Here is a 20,785-nt window from a genome sequence, read left to right as displayed (position 1 = left end):
CAGAAAGCCCCGCAGAAACGAGGGGTCAGCGGAGCGAATCGAGCAGCGCGAGAGCCGCCGCCGGGTGGTCGTCGGCCAGCAGGCCCGCCGCGGCCAGCACGTACGCCGAATCGATCACCACCATGGGAGCGCGCGGCAACGCCCAGCCGCCGGCGGTGTCCGACAACGCTGCGAGCAGAACCGAGCGGCCGAACGACGGCGAGTTGTGCCGCAGCACCCCGCCCGAGCCGATCACGAGGCGTACGTCGCGCAGGTCGGGCCCGCTGCGGGCGTGGCGGCGCAGCGCGACGGTGGCCGCGAGGGCCGCGATGCGGCCGTCGAGCGGATCGTCCGGACCCGCCACCATCCCGGGGTCGTCGGCTCGAACGGCAGCGGCTGCCGCCAACTCCTCGGGCGAGGACAGCAGTCGTTCGGAGACGGCCGCGGACACCACACCCGGCGCGCTCCAGCGCATCCCGAGATCGCCCTCGACCGTGCGGCTGCGCCACAGCGTCCCGGCCGCCTCCGCGCGTACGTGGGCCCGCTCGGCGTCCGGGGTCAACACCGAGTACACGTCACAGGTCGCCCCGCCGACGTCGACCACCAGCAGATCCTGGCCTCGTTCGTCGCCGAGCAGCTCGACGCCGCGCAGCACCGCGTCCGGGGTCGCCATGCGTACCATGGCGGCGAATCGGGGGCCTTTCGACAGCCGCTTGCCACCGATCACGTGCTTCAGGAACACGTCGCGGATCGCCGCCCGGGCCGGCCCCGGCTCGAGCACCCCGATCCTCGGGAGCACGTTCTCGGTCGCGGTGACCGGCGTTCCCGCATCCTCCAGCAACGTCCGCAGCTCTGTGCGTACAACTTGATTGCCGGCCAGGACCACCGGCACGCGATGGCCGCCCGCGGACAGCCGGGACCGCGCCAGCTTGGTGGCGTTGTGGGTCAAGACCTCCGCGTCGCCGCCGTCGGTCCCGCCGACCAGCAGAATCACATCCGGGTACGCCGAGCGCAGCGCCCCGAGCCCGGCGGTGTCGAGCGGACCCGCCGCGACGTGCACCACCTTCGCGCCCGCCGAAAGGCCGACGCGGTGCCCGGCTTGCGCGGTGACCAGCGCTTCGTAGCCGACCACGGCGAGCCGCAACCCACCACCGGCGGACGAACAGACGCGGACCTCGTCGCACGGTACGCCCGTCGCCGCGACCGCCGCGTCCAGACCGCGCAGGACATCGGAGTCCACTGTGGTCGGATGCGACGCGGTCGCGAGCAGCGCGCCGGTGTCCGTGTCGACGACGGCCGCCTTGGTGAACGTGGACCCGACGTCCACGCACGCGATCTTCACTTGCGGCCGATCATTTGGCGGGCACGACCACCGTGCCGGTCGCCGTCACCGCGACGATCGGCGGGTCGAGCACCTCGGCGGCGGACTCGCTGAGATCGGGCCGGCCCCGGCAGACCACCCGCGCCTCGAAGTCGATCGTGCGGCTGCGGTTGCCCATGCGCGTGACCGTCGCGACGATCTCCAGCACGTCACCGGCCCGCATCGGGGCCTTGAACTGGACGTCGGAGTAGGACGCGAACAGCCCCTCGTCGCCGTCGAGCTGGATGCACACCTCGGTCGCCACGTCGCCGAACGCGGCCAGGGCGTAGGCCCCGTCGACGAGGTTGCCCGCGTAGTGCGCGTGGCTGTACGGGACGTACTTGCGGTGGGTGACGATCGTTCCGATGCTCACTTCGCGGCTCATTTCTGGCTTACAGGTTTCTGGGTGACGAGACGGTGGACGAGGTAGGAGGCGACCTCGCTCGGGGTGGTGCCCCGGCCGAAGACGCGGTCGACGCCGAGGTCGGCGGCCATCAGCTCGTCGAACCGCGGTCCGCCGACGATGAGCAGCGGCCGCTTCGCCGCTGGCATCGCCTCGCGGAACGCCGCCGACATCTCGCGGGTGTTGTGCAGGTGCGCGTCGCGCTGGGTGACCACCTGCGACACCAGTACGGCGTCGGCCTTCTCCTGCCGGGCGGCCTCCACGAGGTCGGGCACGGTGACCTGGGCGCCGAGGTTGACCACCTTGAGCTCCCGGTAGTACTCCAGGCCCTTCTCCCCGGCGATGCCCTTCACGTTGAGGATCGCGTCGATACCTACGGTATGCGCGTCGGTCCCGATGGTGGCCCCGACGACCGACAGTTTGCGCCGCATCTTCTGCTTGACCGCCGTGTTGACTTCCTTGGCGCTCAGCAGCGGGAAGTCACGCTCGACGACCTGCACCTTGTCCAGCTCGACCAGGTGGTTGACCTTGCCGTAGACCACGAAGAAGGTGAACCCGTCGCCCATCTGCTTGGCGTGCACGAGCATCGCCGGGTCCATCCCCATCTTCGCCGCGAGCTGCAGCGCCGCGCCTTCGGCCTTCTTGTCGTGCGCGATCGGGAGGGTGAACGACATCTGCACCATGCCGTCGCCGGTGGTGTCGCCATACGGCCGGATTACAGAACTCACTGTGCGGCCTCCAGCAGCTCGGTCGCGGGGTTGTAGTAGCCGTCCTCGTGCTTCGCGACGCCGTCGAGGCCCTTGCCCCGGTCGGCGGGCCGCTTCATGATCCCGAAGGTGCCCTCGCCGATCGCGGTGAGCAGCCCCTTCTTCTCGATCACTTCGAGCAGCTCCACGGCCTCGTCGAGGACCTGATGCGCGCGGCGCTGGATGAAGCCGCCCTCGGCCGGGACGAAGTCCTCGTGCAGGCCGCCGCAGGCGTTGAGCACGTAGCGGACGTTCTGCAGGGCGATGTCGCGGTCGGAGAGCCACGGCGTGACCACGGCCTCGGTCATCATGCCGACGAGCAGGATGCCCTGGCCGGTCAGCGTGCCGACGAGGTTGAAGAAGCCGTCGAGCAGGTTGCCCCGGAACACGTCGCCGGTCATGTGCTTGGTCGGCGGCATCCACTTCAGCGGCGCGTCCGGGAACAGTTCCCGGGCCAGGAGCGCGTGGGCGAGCTCGAGCCGGAACGACTCCGGGATGTCCGGGTTGATCTCGAAGGCGTGACCGAGGCCGAGCTGGTCGTCGGCCAGCCCCGCTTCGTGCGCGAAGTACTCGTTGAGCAGCTGCGACACCGTGACGGTATGCGCCTCGTCGACCGCGTCGGCGGTGGTGAGGTAGTTGTCCTCGCCGGTGTTGATGATGATCCCGGCGCGGGCGTGGATCTGCCGGGAGAAGCGCTGGTCGACGAAGGTGCGGATGGGGTTGATGTCGCGGAACAGGATGCCGTACATCGAGTCGTTGAGCATCATGTCCAGCCGCTGCAGACCGGCCAGCGTGGCGATCTCCGGCATGCACAGGCCCGACGCGTAGTTCGTCAGGCGTACGTAGCGGCCGAGTTCCTTCGAAGACTCGTCCAGCGCCGCCCGCATCAGGCGGAAGTTCTCCTGAGTGGCGTACGTGCCGGCGAAGCCTTCGCGGGTGGCGCCCTCGGGCACGTAGTCCAGCAGGGACTGCCCGGTCGAGCGGATCACCGCGATCACGTCCGCGCCGGCGCGGGCGGCCGCCTGCGCCTGCGGAATGTCCTCGTAGATGTCCCCGGTGGCGACGATGAGGTAGATCCAGGGGCGCTGCTTCGGATCGCCGTACTTCTTGACCATGCGATCGCGCTCGGCCCGGTTCCGGTCGATCGTCTTGATCCCGGCCTTCACCGCCCGGTCCGCCGCCTTCCGGGCAGCGGTGCGCCCCTTGCCCTCCGGTACGCGGAACCGCACCGATCCGGCCGCCGCCTTCTGCGCCAGCACCGTTATGTCGGTCTCGCCCTCGGAGAGCATCGCGTCGAAGACGGGCAGCGCGACTCCGTGACCGAGCCCGGCGTCGGCGCGTACGGCGTCCACCAGGCGGTTGGCCCACGGAATGCCCTCCGCGTCGGCTCCGGTGATCCCGGCCAGCCGGAGCACCGCCCGTTCCACCGAGACGGTGGTGTGGCTGCGCGCCAGGTCCACCACCGGCGCACCGGCCCGGCGGGCCAGCTCCCGGGCCTTCGCCACGACGTCGTCGTCGAGGTGCAACTTACCCATAGATCTTCTCTCCACGAAGGACGGTCAACCGGCAGTCCGGCAGGTCGGGCAACGGCTCGTCGGGCAGGGCGGGCAGCAGTGCGGGCAGGGTGCCGACCAGCCCGGCCGGGGCCTGCCAGACGGCGAAGGTGGCGGGCTTGCCCGGAGCGAGCACGCCTTCGTCATCCCGGTGCGCGGCCCGCCAACCGCCCCGCGTATGCGCAGCGAACGCCGACTTCAGGCTCATCCGCTGGGCCGGGTTGAAGTGGTTGGCCGCTGCGCGTACGGAGCCCCAGGGGTCGAGCGGAGTCACCGGGGAGTCCGAGCCGAAGGCGAGCATCACCCCGACGGCGTGCATCTGGCCCATAGGGTTGCTCGCCAGCGACCGGGCGACCCCGAGGCGCTGGGCGTACATCTGATGCTCGCCGCCCCACAGCCGGTCGAACGCCGGCTGCATGCTCGCCACGATGCCGTACTCGACGAACCGGGCGATCAGCGCCTTGTCCACGATCTCCACGTGCTCGATGCGGTGCCGGGACTCCCGCAGCACCTCCGCACCGGTGACACCGTTGCCGCCGAGCTTGGCCGCCGCCAGGGCGAACCCGTCGAGGACGGTGGCGATGGCGGCGTCGCCGATGGCGTGGAAGCCGCCCTGCACGAAGCGCCCGGTGGAGCTGTGCCGGTGGCAGTCCAGCAGATGGTCGCGTACCTGCTCGGCGGTGACGTAGCCGAACCCGCAGCCGTCGCCGTCGAGGTAGTCGCTGGTCAGATGCGCCGTACGCGATCCCAAAGCGCCGTCGGCGTACAGGTCGCCGCCTGCGCCGACCGCGCCCAGGTCGACCGCCTTGGCCGCGCCCATCAGTTCGCCCCAGTAGCCGTAGACCTCGGGCAACTCAGGCAACCGCCCGAGGGCCAAGACGTCGGTGAAGTCGTCCTCAGAGGAGGTGCCGGGGCCGCCGCACTCGTGGATCGCCGCGATCCCCAGCGACGCCGCGTGCTCCAGCGCTCGCCGTTGCGCCGACTGCCGCTGCTCGGGCGTGATCCCGGCGAACGCCGCTTCGCGGACGACGTGGTGGGCGTCTCGGCGTACCCAGCCGGACGGGTCGTAGCCCGGCGTCGCCTCGGCGAGCTTCAGCAGTCCGGTGCTGACCAACGCGGAGTGGATCGACGCCTGCGACAGGTAGACGGCCCGCCCACCAGCCGCGCGGTCCAGTTCAGCCGCGGTCGGCGGGACCTGGGACTCGCGCGGCCAGGCGGACTCGTCGAATCCGTGTCCCAGCAGCACGGCGCCCTCGGGCAGGCTCGCCGCGAACGCCGCAACCGCGTCCAGCACGTCGCGAGCGCTGCGGGCCGCCGAGAGGTCCAGCCCGGACAGCGCCAGGCCGCTGTCGGTCGCGTGCACGTGCGCGTCCACGAACGCCGGGGTGATCAGGGCGTTCTCCCCCGCCAGCGCCTGGACGTCCACGACGGAGTCGGCGGCCGGCGCCTCGTCCACCGGGCCCAGCCAGGTGACGATCCCGTCCTCCACGAGCAGGGCGGACAGACCGGCGTGCACCGGCAGGGCGGGGGTCCGGATGACGGCGTTCGTGTACAGAGAGGTCGACATGAGATCAGTCTGCCGCTAGTCGCGCCTCGAAGAGGCTCCGCACGCCAGGAACCTCGCGCAGCAGGTCCAGCGCCAGGTCCGCGTGCCCCGGGGCGTACCCGTTGCCGATCAGCATGGTGACGTCCGCGGCGAGACCCTCCGCGCCGAGCGCGGCCGCGGCGAAGCTCGTGGCCATCGAGAAGAAGATCACCGTGCCACCGTCCGCGGTGGACAGGATCGCGCCGTGCTCGCAGCCCGGCACGTCGACGCACACGACCGTGACGTCCGCGCGCCGCCCGAGCGCCGTCTCCACCGCTGCGGACAGCGCCACCGGGTCGCGCGCGTCGGCCAGGGCCACGACGTCCGCGAGCTCCGCGGCCACGAGTCGCTCCCGCTCGCTTTCCACCGGCACGATCCCAGTGGTACGCACAGCGCCGGCCCGTCGCGCGGCGGCCAGTGCGAGCGAACCGGACTTGCCGGCTCCCCCGATGACGGCGACGGTCGGCGCCGGGGAGGGCTTGCCCGAGCCGCCAGGAGTGCGGTCAGCGTACTTCTTCACGACGCGCTCGGTCAGCGCCGGAGCACCGCAGACGTCGAAGACCGCCAGGGCCAGCTCGGGATCGAGGTCGGCGGGCAGTTTGGCGGCGATCGAGCGGCCGAACAGGATCGCGTAACCGACGGCGGGCACTTGCTCCGACAGCCCGTCCCACCGGTCGAGACCATCGATGATGTTCAGTGGAGTGAGGGTTAGGCTGACGAGCGTAGCCACCCGATCACCGGGCTTGAGGCCCAGCGGCGATTCGGGGCCGACCGCCTCGACCGTGCCGATCAGCATCCCGCCGGAGCCCGTGACCGGATTGTGCATCTTTCCGCGGGTTTCGATGATGTCGAGAACTTCCGCGCGCACCTTGTCGCCGTCGCCGCCGTGCTTGGTGAACAGCTGCCGGAAGCTCGCCGCGTCCAGATTCAGCTTCTCGACCGCGATCCGGACCTCGTCCGCGCCGATCGCCGGGTCGGTGGACAGCCGCTGGGCCGCCTGCGGCAGCACGCCGTTCGGCTCGAGAACCCGGTGCAGACCTACGGGCGACGTCATCGTCAGATCTCCTTGCATGCCCTTGATACGTACAACAGCCGGTGCTTGGCGAGCGCTGGCGGAAATTCTCCGGCAGAATAGTTCCTACACAAAAAATAATCCAGTAGTGTGACGCCGTCACCCCCACCGCTCGAGGAGGAGCAGATGTCGACCGAAGCAGGCCAGCCGTACGAGTACCGCCGCGTGGAACTCGTCGAACCCGACTGGACCCGCTTCCCCGGCTGGCGCGACATCACCGCCACCCAGTGGGAGAACGCCCAGTGGCAGCGGGTGAACTGCGTCAAGAACGTCAAGCAGCTGCGCGCCGTCATGGGCGACCTGCTCGACGAGCGCTTCTACGCCGACCTCGAAGCCGACATGCAGCACACCGCGACCATGTCGATGCTGCTGCCGCCGCAGATGCTCAACACGATGGTCCCGGCCGGAGCGGCCGCCGGCGCTGCGTACACCGAGGCGTTCTACGCCGACCCGGTCCGCCGCTACATGCTCCCGGTCGCCTCCGACCGGCTCCCCGAGTGGACGTCACACCCGCACGCCACCCGGGACTCGCTGCACGAGCACGACATGTGGGTCGCCGAAGGCCTCACCCACCGCTACCCGACCAAGGTTCTCGCCGAGCTCCTGTCGACCTGCCCCCAGTACTGCGGCCACTGCACCCGCATGGACCTCGTCGGCAACTCCACTCCGGCGGTCGCCAAGCTGAAGCTGGAACTGAAGCCGGTCGACCGGTACGACGCGCACATCGCGTACCTGAAGAACCACCCGGGCGTACGCGACGTCGTGGTCTCCGGCGGCGACGTGGCCAACGTGCCGTGGAAGCAGCTCGAGGCGTACCTCATGCGGCTGCTGGAGATCGAGACGATCCGCGACATCCGGCTGGCCACCAAGGCACTCATGGGCCTGCCCCAGCACTGGCTGCAGGCCGACGTGGTCGAAGGCGTCGAGCGGGTCGCCCGCACCGCCCGCCGCCGCGGCGTCAACCTGGCGATCCACACCCACGTCAACCACGTGAACTCGATTACGCCGATCGTCGCCAAGGCAGCCCGGACCATGCTGGAAGTCGGCGTACGCGACGTCCGCAACCAGGGCGTGCTCATGCGGGGCGTCAACGCCCACAGCCACGACCTGCTCGACCTGTGCTTCGCCCTCCAGGGCGAGGCGAACATCCTGCCGTACTACTTCTACATGTGCGACATGATCCCCAACGCCGAGCACTGGCGCGTCGCCGTCTGGCAGGCCCAGCAGCTGCAGCACGACATCATGGGCTACCTGCCCGGCTACGCCACCCCGCGGATCGTCTGCGACGTGCCGTTCGTCGGCAAGCGGTGGGTGCACATGGTCACCGAGTACGACCGCGACCACGGGATCTCGTACTGGACCAAGAACTACCGCACCTCGATCGAGGCCACCGAGGCCGACGCGCTCACCAAGCGGTACGCCTACTACGACCCGATCGACACCCTCCCGGAGTCCGGCCGCCGCTGGTGGGCCAAGCAGGAGGACTGACCGAGCCTCCGCGGCGGGCGGTGACCATGCGGTGCGGGCAGCACCGTCCGCCGCGGATCTTCCCTCATCGGGTGGGCGGTTCTCCGTCGCAGGCGACCAACATCCCGAGGAACTCCGCAAACGATGCGGCGACCCGGCGAGGTACGCGATCCTCGTCGACGTATGCCACGGCCGGCTCGCCGACGGGCCCACATTCCGAGTAGTCGAGCATGACTGCGTCATGACCGCCGGACGGCATCGCGCAGACGACGACGCCGACCTCCGGGTAGCCCCACTCCGCCACCAGGTACGCGCTGCCGTCCGGCGTATCGATTCCCCGGCTCCCGCCGACTCCGAGCACTGCATGGATCTCGAAATGATCGGGTGCCCACGAGGTCGGGAATGGGGTGGGACAGCAACGGTTCACCGGTGTGCCGCCGTTGCGCTCTCGCAGCACGTCGAGGTAGCTGCGTGGCAGCTTGACTCCGAGGGATTCCTCAGCCCGGCGTATCAGCTCATCGCTGAGCGGCGGCCCGGTGAAGTAGGCGCTGTCCTGCAACAGCATCACGTCATCGCCCTCCCGAGAAGCCGCCGGTGTGGCCCGTCAAACGGTGGACATCATAGTCAATCAGCTGCATCAGCCCAGGTTCTTGATGGTGATGCCACGTATATCCCTCAGGCGTGCCATCGAGACCCGCCGCTCGGTTCGCCCGGGCGAAGTCCGTCGATCGATTACCCGAGAGCTCGATGCGGACATCGGGGACATCCGGGTGCCGCCAGGCCGAGAAGTCGGGGAATCCGTTCTCGTCGAACGGCACGTCGGTCCTCGGGTGTACGCCGCCCGCGAGGGCCCCGTTCCGTACCCTCGGGATTCCGCCATTGGCGCAGTCACAGCGCTCCGGGTGACCGGTGACCTCGCCGCCGCAGTTGTGGACGAGGACCGGTGCGGCGCCGGCGAGGACGTAGTAGGTGTGGACTTCGGCGACCGTGAGGTCGCGCATGTCGGCGAGGCCGGTCCAGGTCTTGACGGCGACGACGATCTGGGTGGTACGCCCGGCGACGTCCCGAAGACGGTCGCCTGGTTTCAGGGCGGACGCGTCGACCCAGTCCTTCGCGGCGACGCTCCAGAACGGGTGGTGCTGCGTCGTGTGCACTGTGGACGCCTTGCCGGTCTTCGTGTCGCGTACGCTCACGTCGGCCAGGTCGGAGTCGGTGTTCTTGTGCAGCACCGTCACCGGCTTCGCCATGGTCTTACCCGTTGCCGGGTCGGTGGCGAGCACCTTGTCGCCGACCTTGACGTCCTTGATCGCCTTCGTCGACCCGTCGGCCATCACCACCCGCGTCGCGGGCTGGAAGCTGTGGCAACTCGGGCCGTCGCGACTGCCTCGGGTGCCGGTGATCGCGCCGACGCCGCCCGAGATCGCGACCCCGGTCCAATCCACCCGGCCCGTGGTGACCAGCTGGGATGCGGTGTCGCTGATCGCGCCGTCGGTGAACCCGGCGATCATGCGCCCGCCGACCTTCGCCGCGAAGCCGCCCATCGCTCCGGCCACCTTGCCCGCGACCAGCCCGCCGACGCCGCCGGTGACGACGCCGACGCCGCCCTGAATGGCGCCCTGACCGAGGGAGCCGAGCGCGTCCTTGAAGCCGTGGATGTTGCCTTGGGCGCTGTCCTTGCCGAGGTTGATAAGCGCCGCGGCTCCCACCGCACACGCCACCGCACCTGCTCCCGCGGTTACCGCGGTGCACGCCAGGCCGGCCGCCACCCCGGCGACGATCGCGCCGATCTGGATGAGGGTGTCCTTGTGCTCCTTCACCCAGGTGGCGGTTGCGTGATAGGCGTCCTTGACCGTGTTGGCCACCTGTTTGACGGTCTTCGTGACCTTGTGCACGACCCGCTGGCCGGCCTGCTTGATTCGGTGGTAGGTCGTCTTGACCTTGTGTTTGACGTGGTTGATCGCCTTGGCCACCGAATGTTTGACTCTGTGGACGGTCCGCTTGACCGCGTGAACGGCCTTCTTGTACTTCTTCTTGACGTAGTGGACCGCTCGGTGGACGGTGTGTTTGATCGCCCGCGTGACCCGGTGGACCGCCTTGCGTACGGTGTGCGCGGCTTTCTTGACCGTATGCACGACGGTCCGGGCGACGCTCGTCACCGCGTGCCAGGTGGACGTCGCGTAGTACGACACATAGTTGTAGGCCGACGAGGCATAGCTGGACACGGTGTTCACCACCGTGGAGACGGCCTTCTTGATCGCCTTGATCGGGTTCCAGCCGAAGTGGCCGGTCGTGTCGATGGTCTGCAGCGGGTTGCCGTCGCCGTACTGGTAGTGGTTGGCGTCGATGGAGTCCGGGACCGGGTCGTTGTCGACGGTGTCGCGGTTGTCGAACTGGCCGGTCGCCGGGTTGTACCAGCGTGCGTGCATGTTCACCCGGTTGGCGACACTGTCGGTCCACTCCGACTGATAACCCAGGTTGCCGACCTTGCCCGCGGTCGCGGTGACCGTCCCGAACGGGTCGTACGTCGACGATCCGGCCAGCGCCGCCCCGGTCGCGGTGAACTGCCCGACCAGGTCGGTGTGCAGATCGGCCCAGGCGAACACCCCGGTGCCAGAGGTGGGTTTGACGCCGAGGACGTCACCGTCGGGGTCCCGGCTGTAGGTGGCCGTCCCGTCGCCGGCCACATCGTTGGCCAACCCCGAATAGGACAGGCTGGTGGTCCCGGCGGTCAGCACCCGGCCGAGACTGTCGTAGGTGTACGCCTGCCCGCCGATCGCGGTCTGCTGCCCGTAGGCGTCACTGGCCAGGGTTTGGGTGGTCGACCCGGTGACCGTCGACTTCAACGTGCCCCGGGCGGTGTAGGTGTAGGTCGTCGACCCGTCCCCGACGAGCTGGTCGCGTTCGTCGTAGACCATCGCCTTCGCGCCGAGCTGCGTGCGGTTGCCCGACGCGTCATACGCGTACGTGGTGGTCGTGGCGCCGTTGTTCCACGACGTCAGCCGACCGGCCCAGTCATAGCTGTAGGTGTGCGCCGCCGACCCGGCGAATCCGGTCGTGGTCTTCGACGTCTCCCGCCCGTCCAGGTCATACCCGTAGACGATCGAGGCGACCGTTGCCCCGGCGGAGGTCTTCAACGTGTCCGACGCCAACCGGCTGGCACTGTCATACCCGAAGTTCCGCGAGTCACCGCTGCCGTAGGTCTGCTTGGTCACCCGCGACAACCCGTCATAGGTGTACGACACGCTCTGACCAGTCGCAGCGTCGGTCACCCCGGACAACCGATCCACCGTGTCATACGAGTACGTGCTGGTCCCCGACGCATCCGTCCGCGACGAGACCAAACCATCCGACGTGTAACCGAACGACGAGACACCCGACGGACCGGTGGTCGCCGTGAGCAGACCACGGTCGTTGTAGGCGAACGTGTCCGTGCCCGACCCGGCCTTCATCGACGTCAACTGCCCGGCCAGGTCGTAGCCGAACGTCCGGTCGGCCGAGGCGACCTCCGCCCCCGACCCGGTCTGGGCCGTGAGGTTGCCGACGGTGTCGTAGGTGTTGGCGACCACCACCCCACCGGGCTGGGTCTGCTTCACCGCCCGCCCCGCCGCATCGTAGGAGATCGTCCACGTCCGGTCGTTCGGGTTCGCCGACGTCGCCGGCTCGATCTGCGACTCCAGCAACCCCCACGAGTTGTACGTCGACAGGTGCTTGTTGCCCCGCCCGTCGGTGTACCGAGTCCGGTGGCCCTCCACGTCATACCCGAACGAGGTCGTGATCGACGCCGTGGCCGAGATCGGCTGCGTCTCCCCGGTCACCATCCCCGTCGCGTCATACGCAAACGTCGTCGTACGCCCGAAAGCATCCGTGGCTGAGACACGGTTTCCGTTGCCGTCGTACGCCGCCGAGATCTTCGAGATGAACGCGCCGTTCGTGGCGTACGCCTTGGTCATGACGTTGTTGCCCGGCTCGTCGTAGACCGCCGTACGCTTCGACCCGTCCGGGGCGGTCACCGCCACCTGCCGACCGAGGTAGTCATAGGCGAACTTCGTGAGGTTGCCCGCCGCGTCGGTCTGCGTGATCACATCACCGGCTGCATTACTCGTGTACGACAGGTACGACCCGGACGGCTGCGTCACCTTCTGCAGGAACCCGGCACTGCTGTACGCGTACGACGTGGTGAAGGTGCTGGACGTGGACCGCTCGAACGACGAGTCGGTGATCTTGCGGCCGAGATAGTCATAGGTGGACTCGGCGTACGCACCCAGCGGATTCACCGTCCGCAGCAGCTCGTCGTTCAGGTCGTACGCGTACGTCGTCACTCCGCCGTTGGGAGCGGCCGCCTTCGACAACCGCCCGAACTGGTCGTACGAGTATCCGGTGACCTTCCCGAGCGCGTCCGTCGTGGAAGTGACGTTCCCGGACCCGTCGAACGTCTTCGACACCGTCGCGGTGATGGGCGTACCACCGGGCGGTGTGTAAGACGGCAGCTTCGTCGAGGTCGGCCGGCCGGACGCGTCCCGGGTGATGACGGTGACGTTGCCGTCCGGGTCCCGCAGTTCGACCTCGTCGCCGAAAGTGTCGAATCCGGTGGTGGTGACCGGCCGCGAGCTGACCGGCGTACCACCGTTGGTCTCGGCCATGACGGCTGCGCTCGTCGTGGCGACGAGGTTGTCGGACTCGTCGTACTCGTAGTACTCGGTGTTGCCGAGCGGATCGGTCTCCGAGAGCTTCAAGCCGCGCTGGTCATACGCGTAGGTCGTCGTGTTACGGATGCTGCCGAGCGGCTGACCCGACTGACCGTTGGAGTACAGGGTGGACACGTCGCTCGGCGTCAAAGCGCGCTGGTACAGCTGCACGTTGGCGACGGATCCGTTGAACGGCAGGTCGTTCGCTCCGTTGTAGCGCTCCCGGCCGATGACCAACGGTCCGTTCGCCGCGATGGGCGTCGGGTCGGTCGCCGTTCCTTGCGCGGTTCCGTTGGCGTACAACGTCATCTGGCCGTTGCCCGAGTTGAAGACGCCTACCAGATGCGTCCACGTGTTCAACGTGGGCGCGGCGGTGGACAACGCCATCGCCGAGCCGGAGTTCGTGATGTCGGTCAGGTTCCGGGTGAACGACCAGCGGTTCGAGCCCTTCATGTACATGAGGTTGAACCCGGAGTTCACCGACGCGTCCTGCGACACCGCAGTCTGCCCGATGGTGTTCGCGGCGAGTTTCACCCAGGCCGAGACCGTGAAGCTCTTCGTGGTGTCCACCGCCGGGCCCGCTGCCGTCGCCCAGCCCGTCGTCCCGTTGAAGGCGGCGGCACCGCCCGACCAGGTCACCCCGCTGGTCAAAGTGGCGGTGTTGTCACCACCCGAGCTGTCGACCGCAGCCGAGCCGGCCGAGGCGTCCAGCCGCCACCAGCCGTCGGGCTTGCCCGCGCCGAGCGTACGCGCCCAGTCGGAGGTCACCCGGCCCGCGGTGTCGAACGTGCTGCCCACCCCGGTGACATAGCCGGTGTTGTCCGAGAAGTACTTGGCGGTGACGAGGTCGTCGTTGTTGTAGGTGTAGCTGGTCCTGCGAGCCACCCCGTTGGGGTCGAGCGTCTCACCGGTGACCCGGCCCACCGCGTCCACCGTGTACTTGGTCTCGGTGACGTTGTTGTTACTCAGCTCCCGGATCACGTTGCCGGCCGCGTCGTACTCGGTCTGCTCGGCGACATACGACTGGCTGCCGTCGGCGTTCTTCTTGATCACCGCAACCTGGAGGTTGTTGTCGGTGTAGGTGAACGCCGTCACGAACCCCATCGCATCGGTGATCGACGCCAACCGGCCCGCCGGGTCGTACGCCCGCGACTCGGTCACCAGATCCCGCGCCGTGATCGGATTGTTCGGATCACCGGTGTACCCGATGAGCGTGGAGGTCAGCAGATGCCCGTTCGCGTCGTACGCGTACCGCGTCTCCACCCCGGTCTCGTCGACCTCCCGCGTCATGTTCCCGTAGAGGTCGTAGGAGAACGTCGACACCTTGCCACTGGCGTCCGTCGCCGTCGCAATATGCCCCAACGCGTCATAGCTGTTCTGCAACGTACGCGCGGCGTCCCCGCCGGTCGCGTCGCTGACGGTCTGCTGGGTGATCTGCCCGTCGAAGTTGTAGACCGTCGTCGTGACCGGGGTATGCACAGCGCCCGTCACCCGGTTGGTCGTCGCCGGATCGGTCTGCCGAGTAATCCGGCCGAGCTTGTCGTAGACGACCTGTGTCACGACACCGTTCGGATAGCCGTCGGAGATCTCGGTCTTGGTGACCACCCGACCTTGGCCGTCATAGGCGAGTTTCGTCACCAGCCCGGCGGGGTCGGTCACCTGTGCCACGTCACCGTTGGCGAAGTACGTGGTCGTCTGCACCTGACCACCCGGCGACGTCGTACGCCACGGCAGTCCGGCCGGGGCGAACCCGACGTCGGCTGCCGCGATCGTCGTACCGTCGGTGTACTCGGTCTTGGCAATGCGGCCCAACGCGTCGGTCGTCTTCGTCTTGTTGCCCAGCGCGTCGTACTCGAACTTCGTCAGATACGTGTTGTCCGTCGCGCTGGCCGACCGTCCGTCCCTGACCTCGGTCAGCTGGTCGTTGCGGGGATCGACCACCGACGAGGCGTTCAGATAGTAGGTGTAATAGACGGTCGAGCACTTCCCGGCCGACCGGTCCTGGCAGGTCTGCTCCGAGATCGTGTTCCCACGTGCGTCATGTTCGCTGGTGGTGACGTTGCCGTTGGGGTCGGTCATCGTACGCAGATAGCCGTCCTTGTAACCGTAGGTCGTCTGCCGTTCCTGCGTACCGTCGGTCCAGATCTCCGCCACCTGACGGTTGCCGTTGTCCACGTCATACAGGTAGGTCGTAGTGGCGTTCATCGGGTCGGTCACCACGATCTTCTTCGCCAGCGCCGCACCCGCCGCGTCCGCCGACGCCTTCTTGCTCGCCGCCATCTGGTCGGCGACCTGCGCTGCGGTCAGCTGCGTCTTGTAGAAGGCGAACTCGCCGATCGATCCCGGGAAGTAGCCGATGCTCGCAGTGCTGTGGGACGGCCAGTTCCCCTCCCATCTCCCCGCGCCGACATACGCGTACGCCGCGCCGGTGGTCACGACCGCGGCATTCAACGTCCCGACCACCGCGCCGTCGAGATACAGCGTCTGCGAGGCGGTCCCGGCCGCGAGCACCACGTGGTGCCACTTGCCATCGGCCACCGACGCAGTACTGGTGATCCGGGTGGTTGCGCTCCCGGTCCACAGACCGCCGCGCAGCTTGCCGTCCACGCCCACATACAGCGCGGGCGTCCACCAGCTTCCCGTCAAATCAGTCAAGGGCATGCCTTGGTACGCGTAGAGCACGCCGCCCTTGGTCGACCCCGAGGGCATGCTGAACCACATCGAGATGGAGTTCGGGCCAGTGGTCGGGATGTCGGTCGCCGGTAGCTCCACATAGGAAGACGTGCCGTCGAACCTGCCCGCCGTCGCGTCCGCGAACGGGCCCGGCGAACCCAACGTCACCGTGCTGTACGTCCCGGTCCCGCCGTTGACCTCGTTGACCGCCTCCGACACACCGGTCTCGTTCATCCGCAGATAATCAGCCGGGCCACCGGACAACACCGACGCCGCATACACCTGCGACGACCCGGCCACCGTCGACGAGCTGATCTTCCACGTGCCGTTGTGCTCATCGACCACCTGCGTCACGACCCCGCTCACCGGGTCATAGGAGATCTGCGCCGCCGTCGCCCCCGACGGGCGCACGATCTTCGTCAACGGATGCGCCGCCACCGAAGCCGCCCCCCGCAAACCCGCCACATCCGCAGCGGTCAGCGTCCGGTCGAACAGGGCGACATCCGAGATCGACCCGGTGAAGTAGTTCGCAAACCCCTGGCTGGAGGTGCCCGACTGATGTGACTGGTCTGGCCACGCCCCACCCAAGAACCCGGCCCCGACGTATTCGTGGGTCGCGCTGTACGCGTCGATCAACGTGATCAAACCCGTCCGGGAACCGACGACCTGCCCGTCGAGGTACAAGGTCTGGGTGTTGCCGGCCCCGGCCAGCACCAGGTGATGCCACGCGCCATCGGTCACCGGGTTCGCCGACACGATCCCCGCGCTGACGTCGTTGGTCCAAAACGCCGCCCGCAACTTCCCACTGCTGCCGATGTAGATACCCGGGGTGTAGTTACCCGCCGTCGTGCCGCCGGTGATCGGATCCTTCTGATAGGAGAACAGCACCGCGTCGGGGGTGGTCGTCTTGAACCACATGCTCACCGACTGGTAACTCGCCGCACTGACCAGCTTGCCCGGCACCTCCACGTAGGAGGAGGTGCCGTTGAACCCGGCAGCCGTCGCCGCCGACCCCGGCAACGGACCCGCCTGACCCAACGTGACGTTGGCGTAGGTCGCCGCGTCCGTGCCCCCGTTGTCCAGGACATCACTAGCGGCCTTGACCGCACCCGCGCCTTCCGACAACCGCCAATATGAGTGCGGACCCGCATCGAGCAACGCCGTCGGATACTGCGACCCCGTCCCATACTCATACGTCGTGCAATGCGTGTAATCCGTCGGCGGGCACACTCTCGTCAACTGATCCCCGCTGTACGCGTACTGCCACGTGGACGCAGTGTTCCAGTCGCCGGCGACCGCCGGATCGGTGAACACCGTGGCCACATGCGCCTTGCTCGCCCCGGCCGGCGTCGACCAGGTCAGATGCAGTGCCCGGCCGGAGGCGGACGTCATGGTCTCGACCTGCCCCGCCGCGTTGTACGCCAGCGCCAGCGTCCGCCCGGCCGCATCCTTGATCGACGTGATCGCGTACACCCCGTCCATGCCGGGCGTTCCCGCGACCTGCCGGGTGAACAAATAGGTCGTGCCGTCCTTGTCGATCAGCGAATAACCACCCGTCACCGTGGTGAACACCGCGTACCGGCCTGACGGCGGATTGAACGACCCATCCGCGTTCCGCCCGAACGCCACCTCGGTACCCGTCGGATACGTGATCACCGCAGTCTTGCCGTTAGCGCTGGCCATCCGCTCGGTCACATTGGCATCGACCACCGTGGACCAGCCCGCGCCGAACGCCAACCCGGTACGCGGATCACGACTGTTGTACGACCGCTGCACCGCCAACGCCGGACCCACCGTGGCGACCTGGGCGTCCATCGCCTCCGTCGTATAGTTGCCCGCGCTGGGCTCGAACCCACGCCCACCGGCATCCTGCGACAAGCCTGAGGTCACCAAAGGCTGCGGTGGTGGCGTCGACAACGGGAAGTAATACGCCACATTCAACGGATCCGGGCTCGTCGCCCACCCGTCGTACGACACCACCCACCAGTAGTAGGTCTTCGACCACTGCAACTTGCCCGCCGGCACCGTCCAGCTCGACGAACTCGTCCACCCCGACGTCGCCACCAAAGCACCCGACGCATCATTGACCTTGTAGTTGTACTGAACCGCCGCCTTCGGCCACACATCCGGGTCATGACCCCGCGCCAGCAACTCCGGCGTCAACGACGTCGCCTGATAATCCCGCGGCGGATACTGCGAATCGATCTGCGGCGCAACATTCGGCGTATACGTCACCGACAGATACGGCGCACACGTATGACTGTCACACACCGCCCCCGACGGACCATTCCGCGACGTGAACCGCTTGAAATCCGTCGTCGCCGTCTGCGACGCATCCAACCCCAAACCATTGTTCGCCAGCGTCCCGCTCAACCACCCGTCCAACGTCGCCTTCGTCAACGGCACACTCACCCACGAACCGACGGCGCGATTGCCCGCCGTGTTGCCACAGGCTTCGGCGTAGTTGGTGGGAGTCGCCGTGCCGATCTGCGCACCGAACGCCGGGCCGGTGTAGCTCACGCTGCCGTACCGGACAGTGCTGAACGACCACGGCTCGGTGATCGGGTGGACGGTGAACGGCTGCGCCGAACAACTTCCCTGCCAGGTCAGGAACAGCTTGAGGCTGGCCGAGGTGATCCGCAGGCCGGTGAAGGTCGCGGCGAAATCGGTCGACGAGAGCAAGCCCTTGCCACGATGGCCGCCCGCATCCCAGGTCCCGATGGCGATGTCGTCGTCGGCCGAGTGGTCGACGTCGTTCCCGTAGTACACGTAGGTGTCGCCGTCCACCGTGAGGTCGGCCGTGGGGTCCACCGTCACCGGGTAGACGCGCGCCGGGTCGTCGAGCCACTTCTCGTCCGCGGCCACCCGGAGGGCGACGCCACTGCTGGTTTGGACGAGGTCGTACTTCACCGCGTTGGAGCTGGTGAACTCGCCGCTCGCCTGGTCGAACTTCGAGTCGTGCATGAGGCCGGGCGGGATGCGGCCCTTCACGGTGCCGTTGGCATCGGAAAGGATGACGCCGCCGCTGTCGTCCAGGCTCGGGGTCAGCCCGTCGAGCTTCAACGGGAACACCCACTCCGACGTGGTGCCCCGTTCCCGCAGGACGATCGACTCCTTCACGCCGTTCGCCCGGGACTCCAGCACGAGATCCGTTCTCGGCAGCACCTCGGCATAGGTGACCGAGTACGCACCCGTCTGTGCGGGGACGGAAGCCGCGCCGAGGAGCGAATAGCCGAACCCGACGCCGTCGAACTCCGCCGAGACCAGCCGCTGATCATCGCCGCGCCGGGCGAACTGCAACCCCAGCTGATTCGCCCGCTGTCCCAGCCGATCCCCGGCCGACGTCACCTGCGGATCGATCCTCTGCCAGGCACCCTTGGCGTCCCGGTAGTTGATCGCACCCTGAGACACCTCGCGCGTATAGCTGCCGTCCGGGTTGGCGAACAGGTCCGAGCCCGCCGTCGAGTCCTTCGCGCTGCGTACGCTCCGGCCGGGTTCGAAGCCCTTGATGTCCGGAGTAGTCAGTTGCTGAACCTTACCGTCCCGGCGTTCGGCGGGTGCCTTGTCCGGAGCCCGGCCCGCCCCACCGGATGCCTTGGTATCGGCGTACCCGACGTAGTGGCCCTTCCCCGCCGCCGATCCGCTCTCCTGCACGGGACCGATCGGCTTACCCCCGGCGAACGCCGACGGCGCGGCCAGCCACGACCACAACCAGCTCACCTTCAGGCCCACCGGACCGAAGACCGTCGTGGGTTGTGGTGTGGCTGTGACCAGCAGCATCACCACCGTCAAGAAGAATCCGACGAGGAAACGAGGGCGACGGCCATCCATGGTGGACTCCTCTCGAGCACAACTCCGGTGGGAGCTGACTGGGAGTCTCCTTCATGGATTTCTCTTTGGCAATACCTGTATGTACCGGTATTGCATCGCCGGTCGCCGATTTTTCGCCGGACCTGGCAATGACCGGCTTCGCTGGCTCAGCGCGCCCGCCGCCCGAGGTTCAGGCTCGTCTCCAGGCGCATGTGGACCACGCCACCGGTGGCCTCGACCGCCTCCCGGATCGCGCCGAGCAGCCGCTCCTGTGCGTCCGCGGCCCGCAGCCGGAACGAGGAGAAGGTCTGCAGCATGCGCACATACTCGTCCGCTGAGAGCGACAAGTCGGAGTCGAACCGCTGGGTGATCGCATCGTCGAAGAGCCCGCTGTCGCGCAGGTCCGTGACGATCCACTCCGAGTTCCGCTCGGCCTCTCGATAGCGCTCGGTCGCGAACGCCGCATGGAGCGCCAGGCGCTGCTCGTCGTCGGCGAACGCGTGTTTGCGGCCGATCACGGCGATCACCCCACCGTTTTCGAGCAGGGAATGCGCGCGTACGCACCGCGTAGCCGGATCGAGCAGATGCCAGATCAGCGTGCCTGCCAACACCGGCAGCGGCCGGGACGGCGTCCAGCTGTCGAAGTCTGCGCTCACGACCTCGGCCTGGGGGAACTTGGCCCGCAGATGCTCGGCCATCCGGGGATCCGGCTCGACGCAGAGCATCGGCGCACCCAACCGGCTGAACAACTCGGTGCCCTTGCCCGTGCCCGCGCCGATCTCCGCGATCAGCTCAGGAGTCCCGCCGAGATACGCGCTCAACGCCTCAGCCATGATCGCCGGATAGCCCGGCCGGATGTCGTCGTACTGCGCCGCTACTTCACCGAAAACCGTCGTCGCCACGGCGGCCATGCTGCCACACTGGCTGCCGGCGCCGATGCTGGTGAAGCCCGAAGGAGGTGCCGTCGAATGAGTGACGCGTTCTACGCCGACGCGAGGCTGTACGACCTGCTGTTTCCTGGTGGCGGGCCGCCCGTCGACTTCTATCGGGCCCAAGCCGCTCGGCAAGGTGGGCGCGTCCTGGAACTGGGGTGCGGCACCGGGCACAAGCTGATCCCCATCGCGGCCGACGGGCACTCGTGCACCGGCCTGGAATTCTCGGCCGGCATGTTGGCCGAGGCTCGGCGTAAGGCGAGCGAGCGCGGTGTCGCGGTGGAGTGGATGGCGGGCGACATGCGAGCCTTCGATCTGGGCCGCCCGTTCGACCTCGTGTTCATCGCAGCCAATTCCCTACTGCACCTGCATACGGCCGAGGACATCGTGAGTTGCTTCCGCTCGGTTCGGCGGCATCTGGCCCCGGGAGCGAGGTTCGTCTTCGACGTGTTCAACCCGAGCGTGCGGCAGCTTGCCGAAGCCGATGGCGTACGGCGCGCCAGGGAGTCGTTGTCGTTCA

The 20,785-nt window shown here is 68.0% G+C and carries 11 protein-coding genes; 2 read left to right on the top strand and 9 right to left on the bottom strand.

Annotated elements, in window-relative coordinates; translation table 11 throughout:
* Positions 1–25: 25 nt before the first annotated feature.
* Genes HOV77_RS01435 through HOV77_RS01410 form a run of 6 tightly spaced genes read right to left on the bottom strand, consistent with a single transcriptional unit; the run spans position 26 to position 6,680 of the window.
* Positions 26–1,321, bottom strand: coding sequence for a glutamate mutase L (locus tag HOV77_RS01435; RefSeq protein ID WP_290856372.1), 1,296 nt, complete (start codon positions 1,319–1,321; stop codon positions 26–28).
* A gap of 10 nt (positions 1,322–1,331) precedes the next feature.
* Positions 1,332–1,712, bottom strand: a complete 381-nt coding sequence (locus tag HOV77_RS01430) for a hotdog domain-containing protein (RefSeq protein ID WP_290856366.1) — start codon at positions 1,710–1,712, stop codon at positions 1,332–1,334.
* Positions 1,713–1,720: 8 nt separating this feature from the next.
* A complete protein-coding gene (locus HOV77_RS01425) occupies positions 1,721–2,470 on the bottom strand; it encodes an OAM dimerization domain-containing protein (RefSeq protein WP_290856363.1) in 750 nt (249 codons plus the stop codon).
* The gene (locus HOV77_RS01420) at positions 2,467–4,023 is read right to left on the bottom strand and encodes a lysine 5,6-aminomutase subunit alpha (RefSeq protein WP_290856361.1); all 1,557 of its coding nucleotides are present in this window, start codon (positions 4,021–4,023) and stop codon (positions 2,467–2,469) included. Before HOV77_RS01420 ends, HOV77_RS01425 begins: the two co-directional genes overlap by 4 nt.
* Positions 4,016–5,608 (bottom strand): amidohydrolase family protein, encoded by a 1,593-nt coding sequence (locus HOV77_RS01415; RefSeq protein ID WP_290856358.1) that lies wholly within the window; start codon positions 5,606–5,608, stop codon positions 4,016–4,018. The genes HOV77_RS01420 and HOV77_RS01415 overlap by 8 nt, the downstream gene beginning before the upstream one ends.
* Positions 5,609–5,612: 4 nt before the next feature.
* Positions 5,613–6,680 (bottom strand): zinc-binding alcohol dehydrogenase, encoded by a 1,068-nt coding sequence (locus HOV77_RS01410; RefSeq protein WP_290856356.1) that lies wholly within the window; start codon positions 6,678–6,680, stop codon positions 5,613–5,615.
* Between the two features lie 144 nt (positions 6,681–6,824).
* Here HOV77_RS01410 and HOV77_RS01405 point away from each other — a divergent pair, with 144 nt between their 5' ends.
* Positions 6,825–8,186 (top strand): lysine 2,3-aminomutase, encoded by a 1,362-nt coding sequence (locus HOV77_RS01405; protein ID WP_290856353.1) that lies wholly within the window; start codon positions 6,825–6,827, stop codon positions 8,184–8,186.
* A gap of 64 nt (positions 8,187–8,250) precedes the next feature.
* On the opposite strand, the gene HOV77_RS01400 is transcribed toward HOV77_RS01405, so the two are convergent.
* The 3 genes from HOV77_RS01400 to HOV77_RS01390 all read right to left on the bottom strand — a co-directional run bounded on the left by HOV77_RS01400 (position 8,251) and on the right by HOV77_RS01390 (position 20,235).
* Positions 8,251–8,730 carry an SMI1/KNR4 family protein gene (locus tag HOV77_RS01400; protein ID WP_290856348.1) on the bottom strand — a complete coding sequence of 160 codons (480 nt, stop codon included), beginning with the start codon at positions 8,728–8,730 and terminating at the stop codon, positions 8,251–8,253.
* 4 nt (positions 8,731–8,734) lie between these two features.
* A complete protein-coding gene (locus HOV77_RS01395) occupies positions 8,735–19,354 on the bottom strand; it encodes a LamG-like jellyroll fold domain-containing protein (protein ID WP_290856341.1) in 10,620 nt (3,539 codons plus the stop codon).
* 146 nt (positions 19,355–19,500) lie between these two features.
* Positions 19,501–20,235, bottom strand: a complete 735-nt coding sequence (locus HOV77_RS01390; RefSeq protein WP_290856339.1) for a methyltransferase domain-containing protein — start codon at positions 20,233–20,235, stop codon at positions 19,501–19,503.
* A gap of 66 nt (positions 20,236–20,301) precedes the next feature.
* On the opposite strand from HOV77_RS01390, the gene HOV77_RS01385 reads away from it, so the two are divergent.
* The coding region (locus HOV77_RS01385; RefSeq protein WP_290856337.1) for a class I SAM-dependent methyltransferase at positions 20,302–20,785 on the top strand (484 nt) is incomplete at its 3' end.

It is taken from the genome of Hamadaea sp. (genome assembly GCF_013362815.1).
GTDB lineage: Bacteria > Actinomycetota > Actinomycetes > Mycobacteriales > Micromonosporaceae > Hamadaea.
This window is presented reverse-complemented; position numbering and strand designations above follow the sequence as displayed.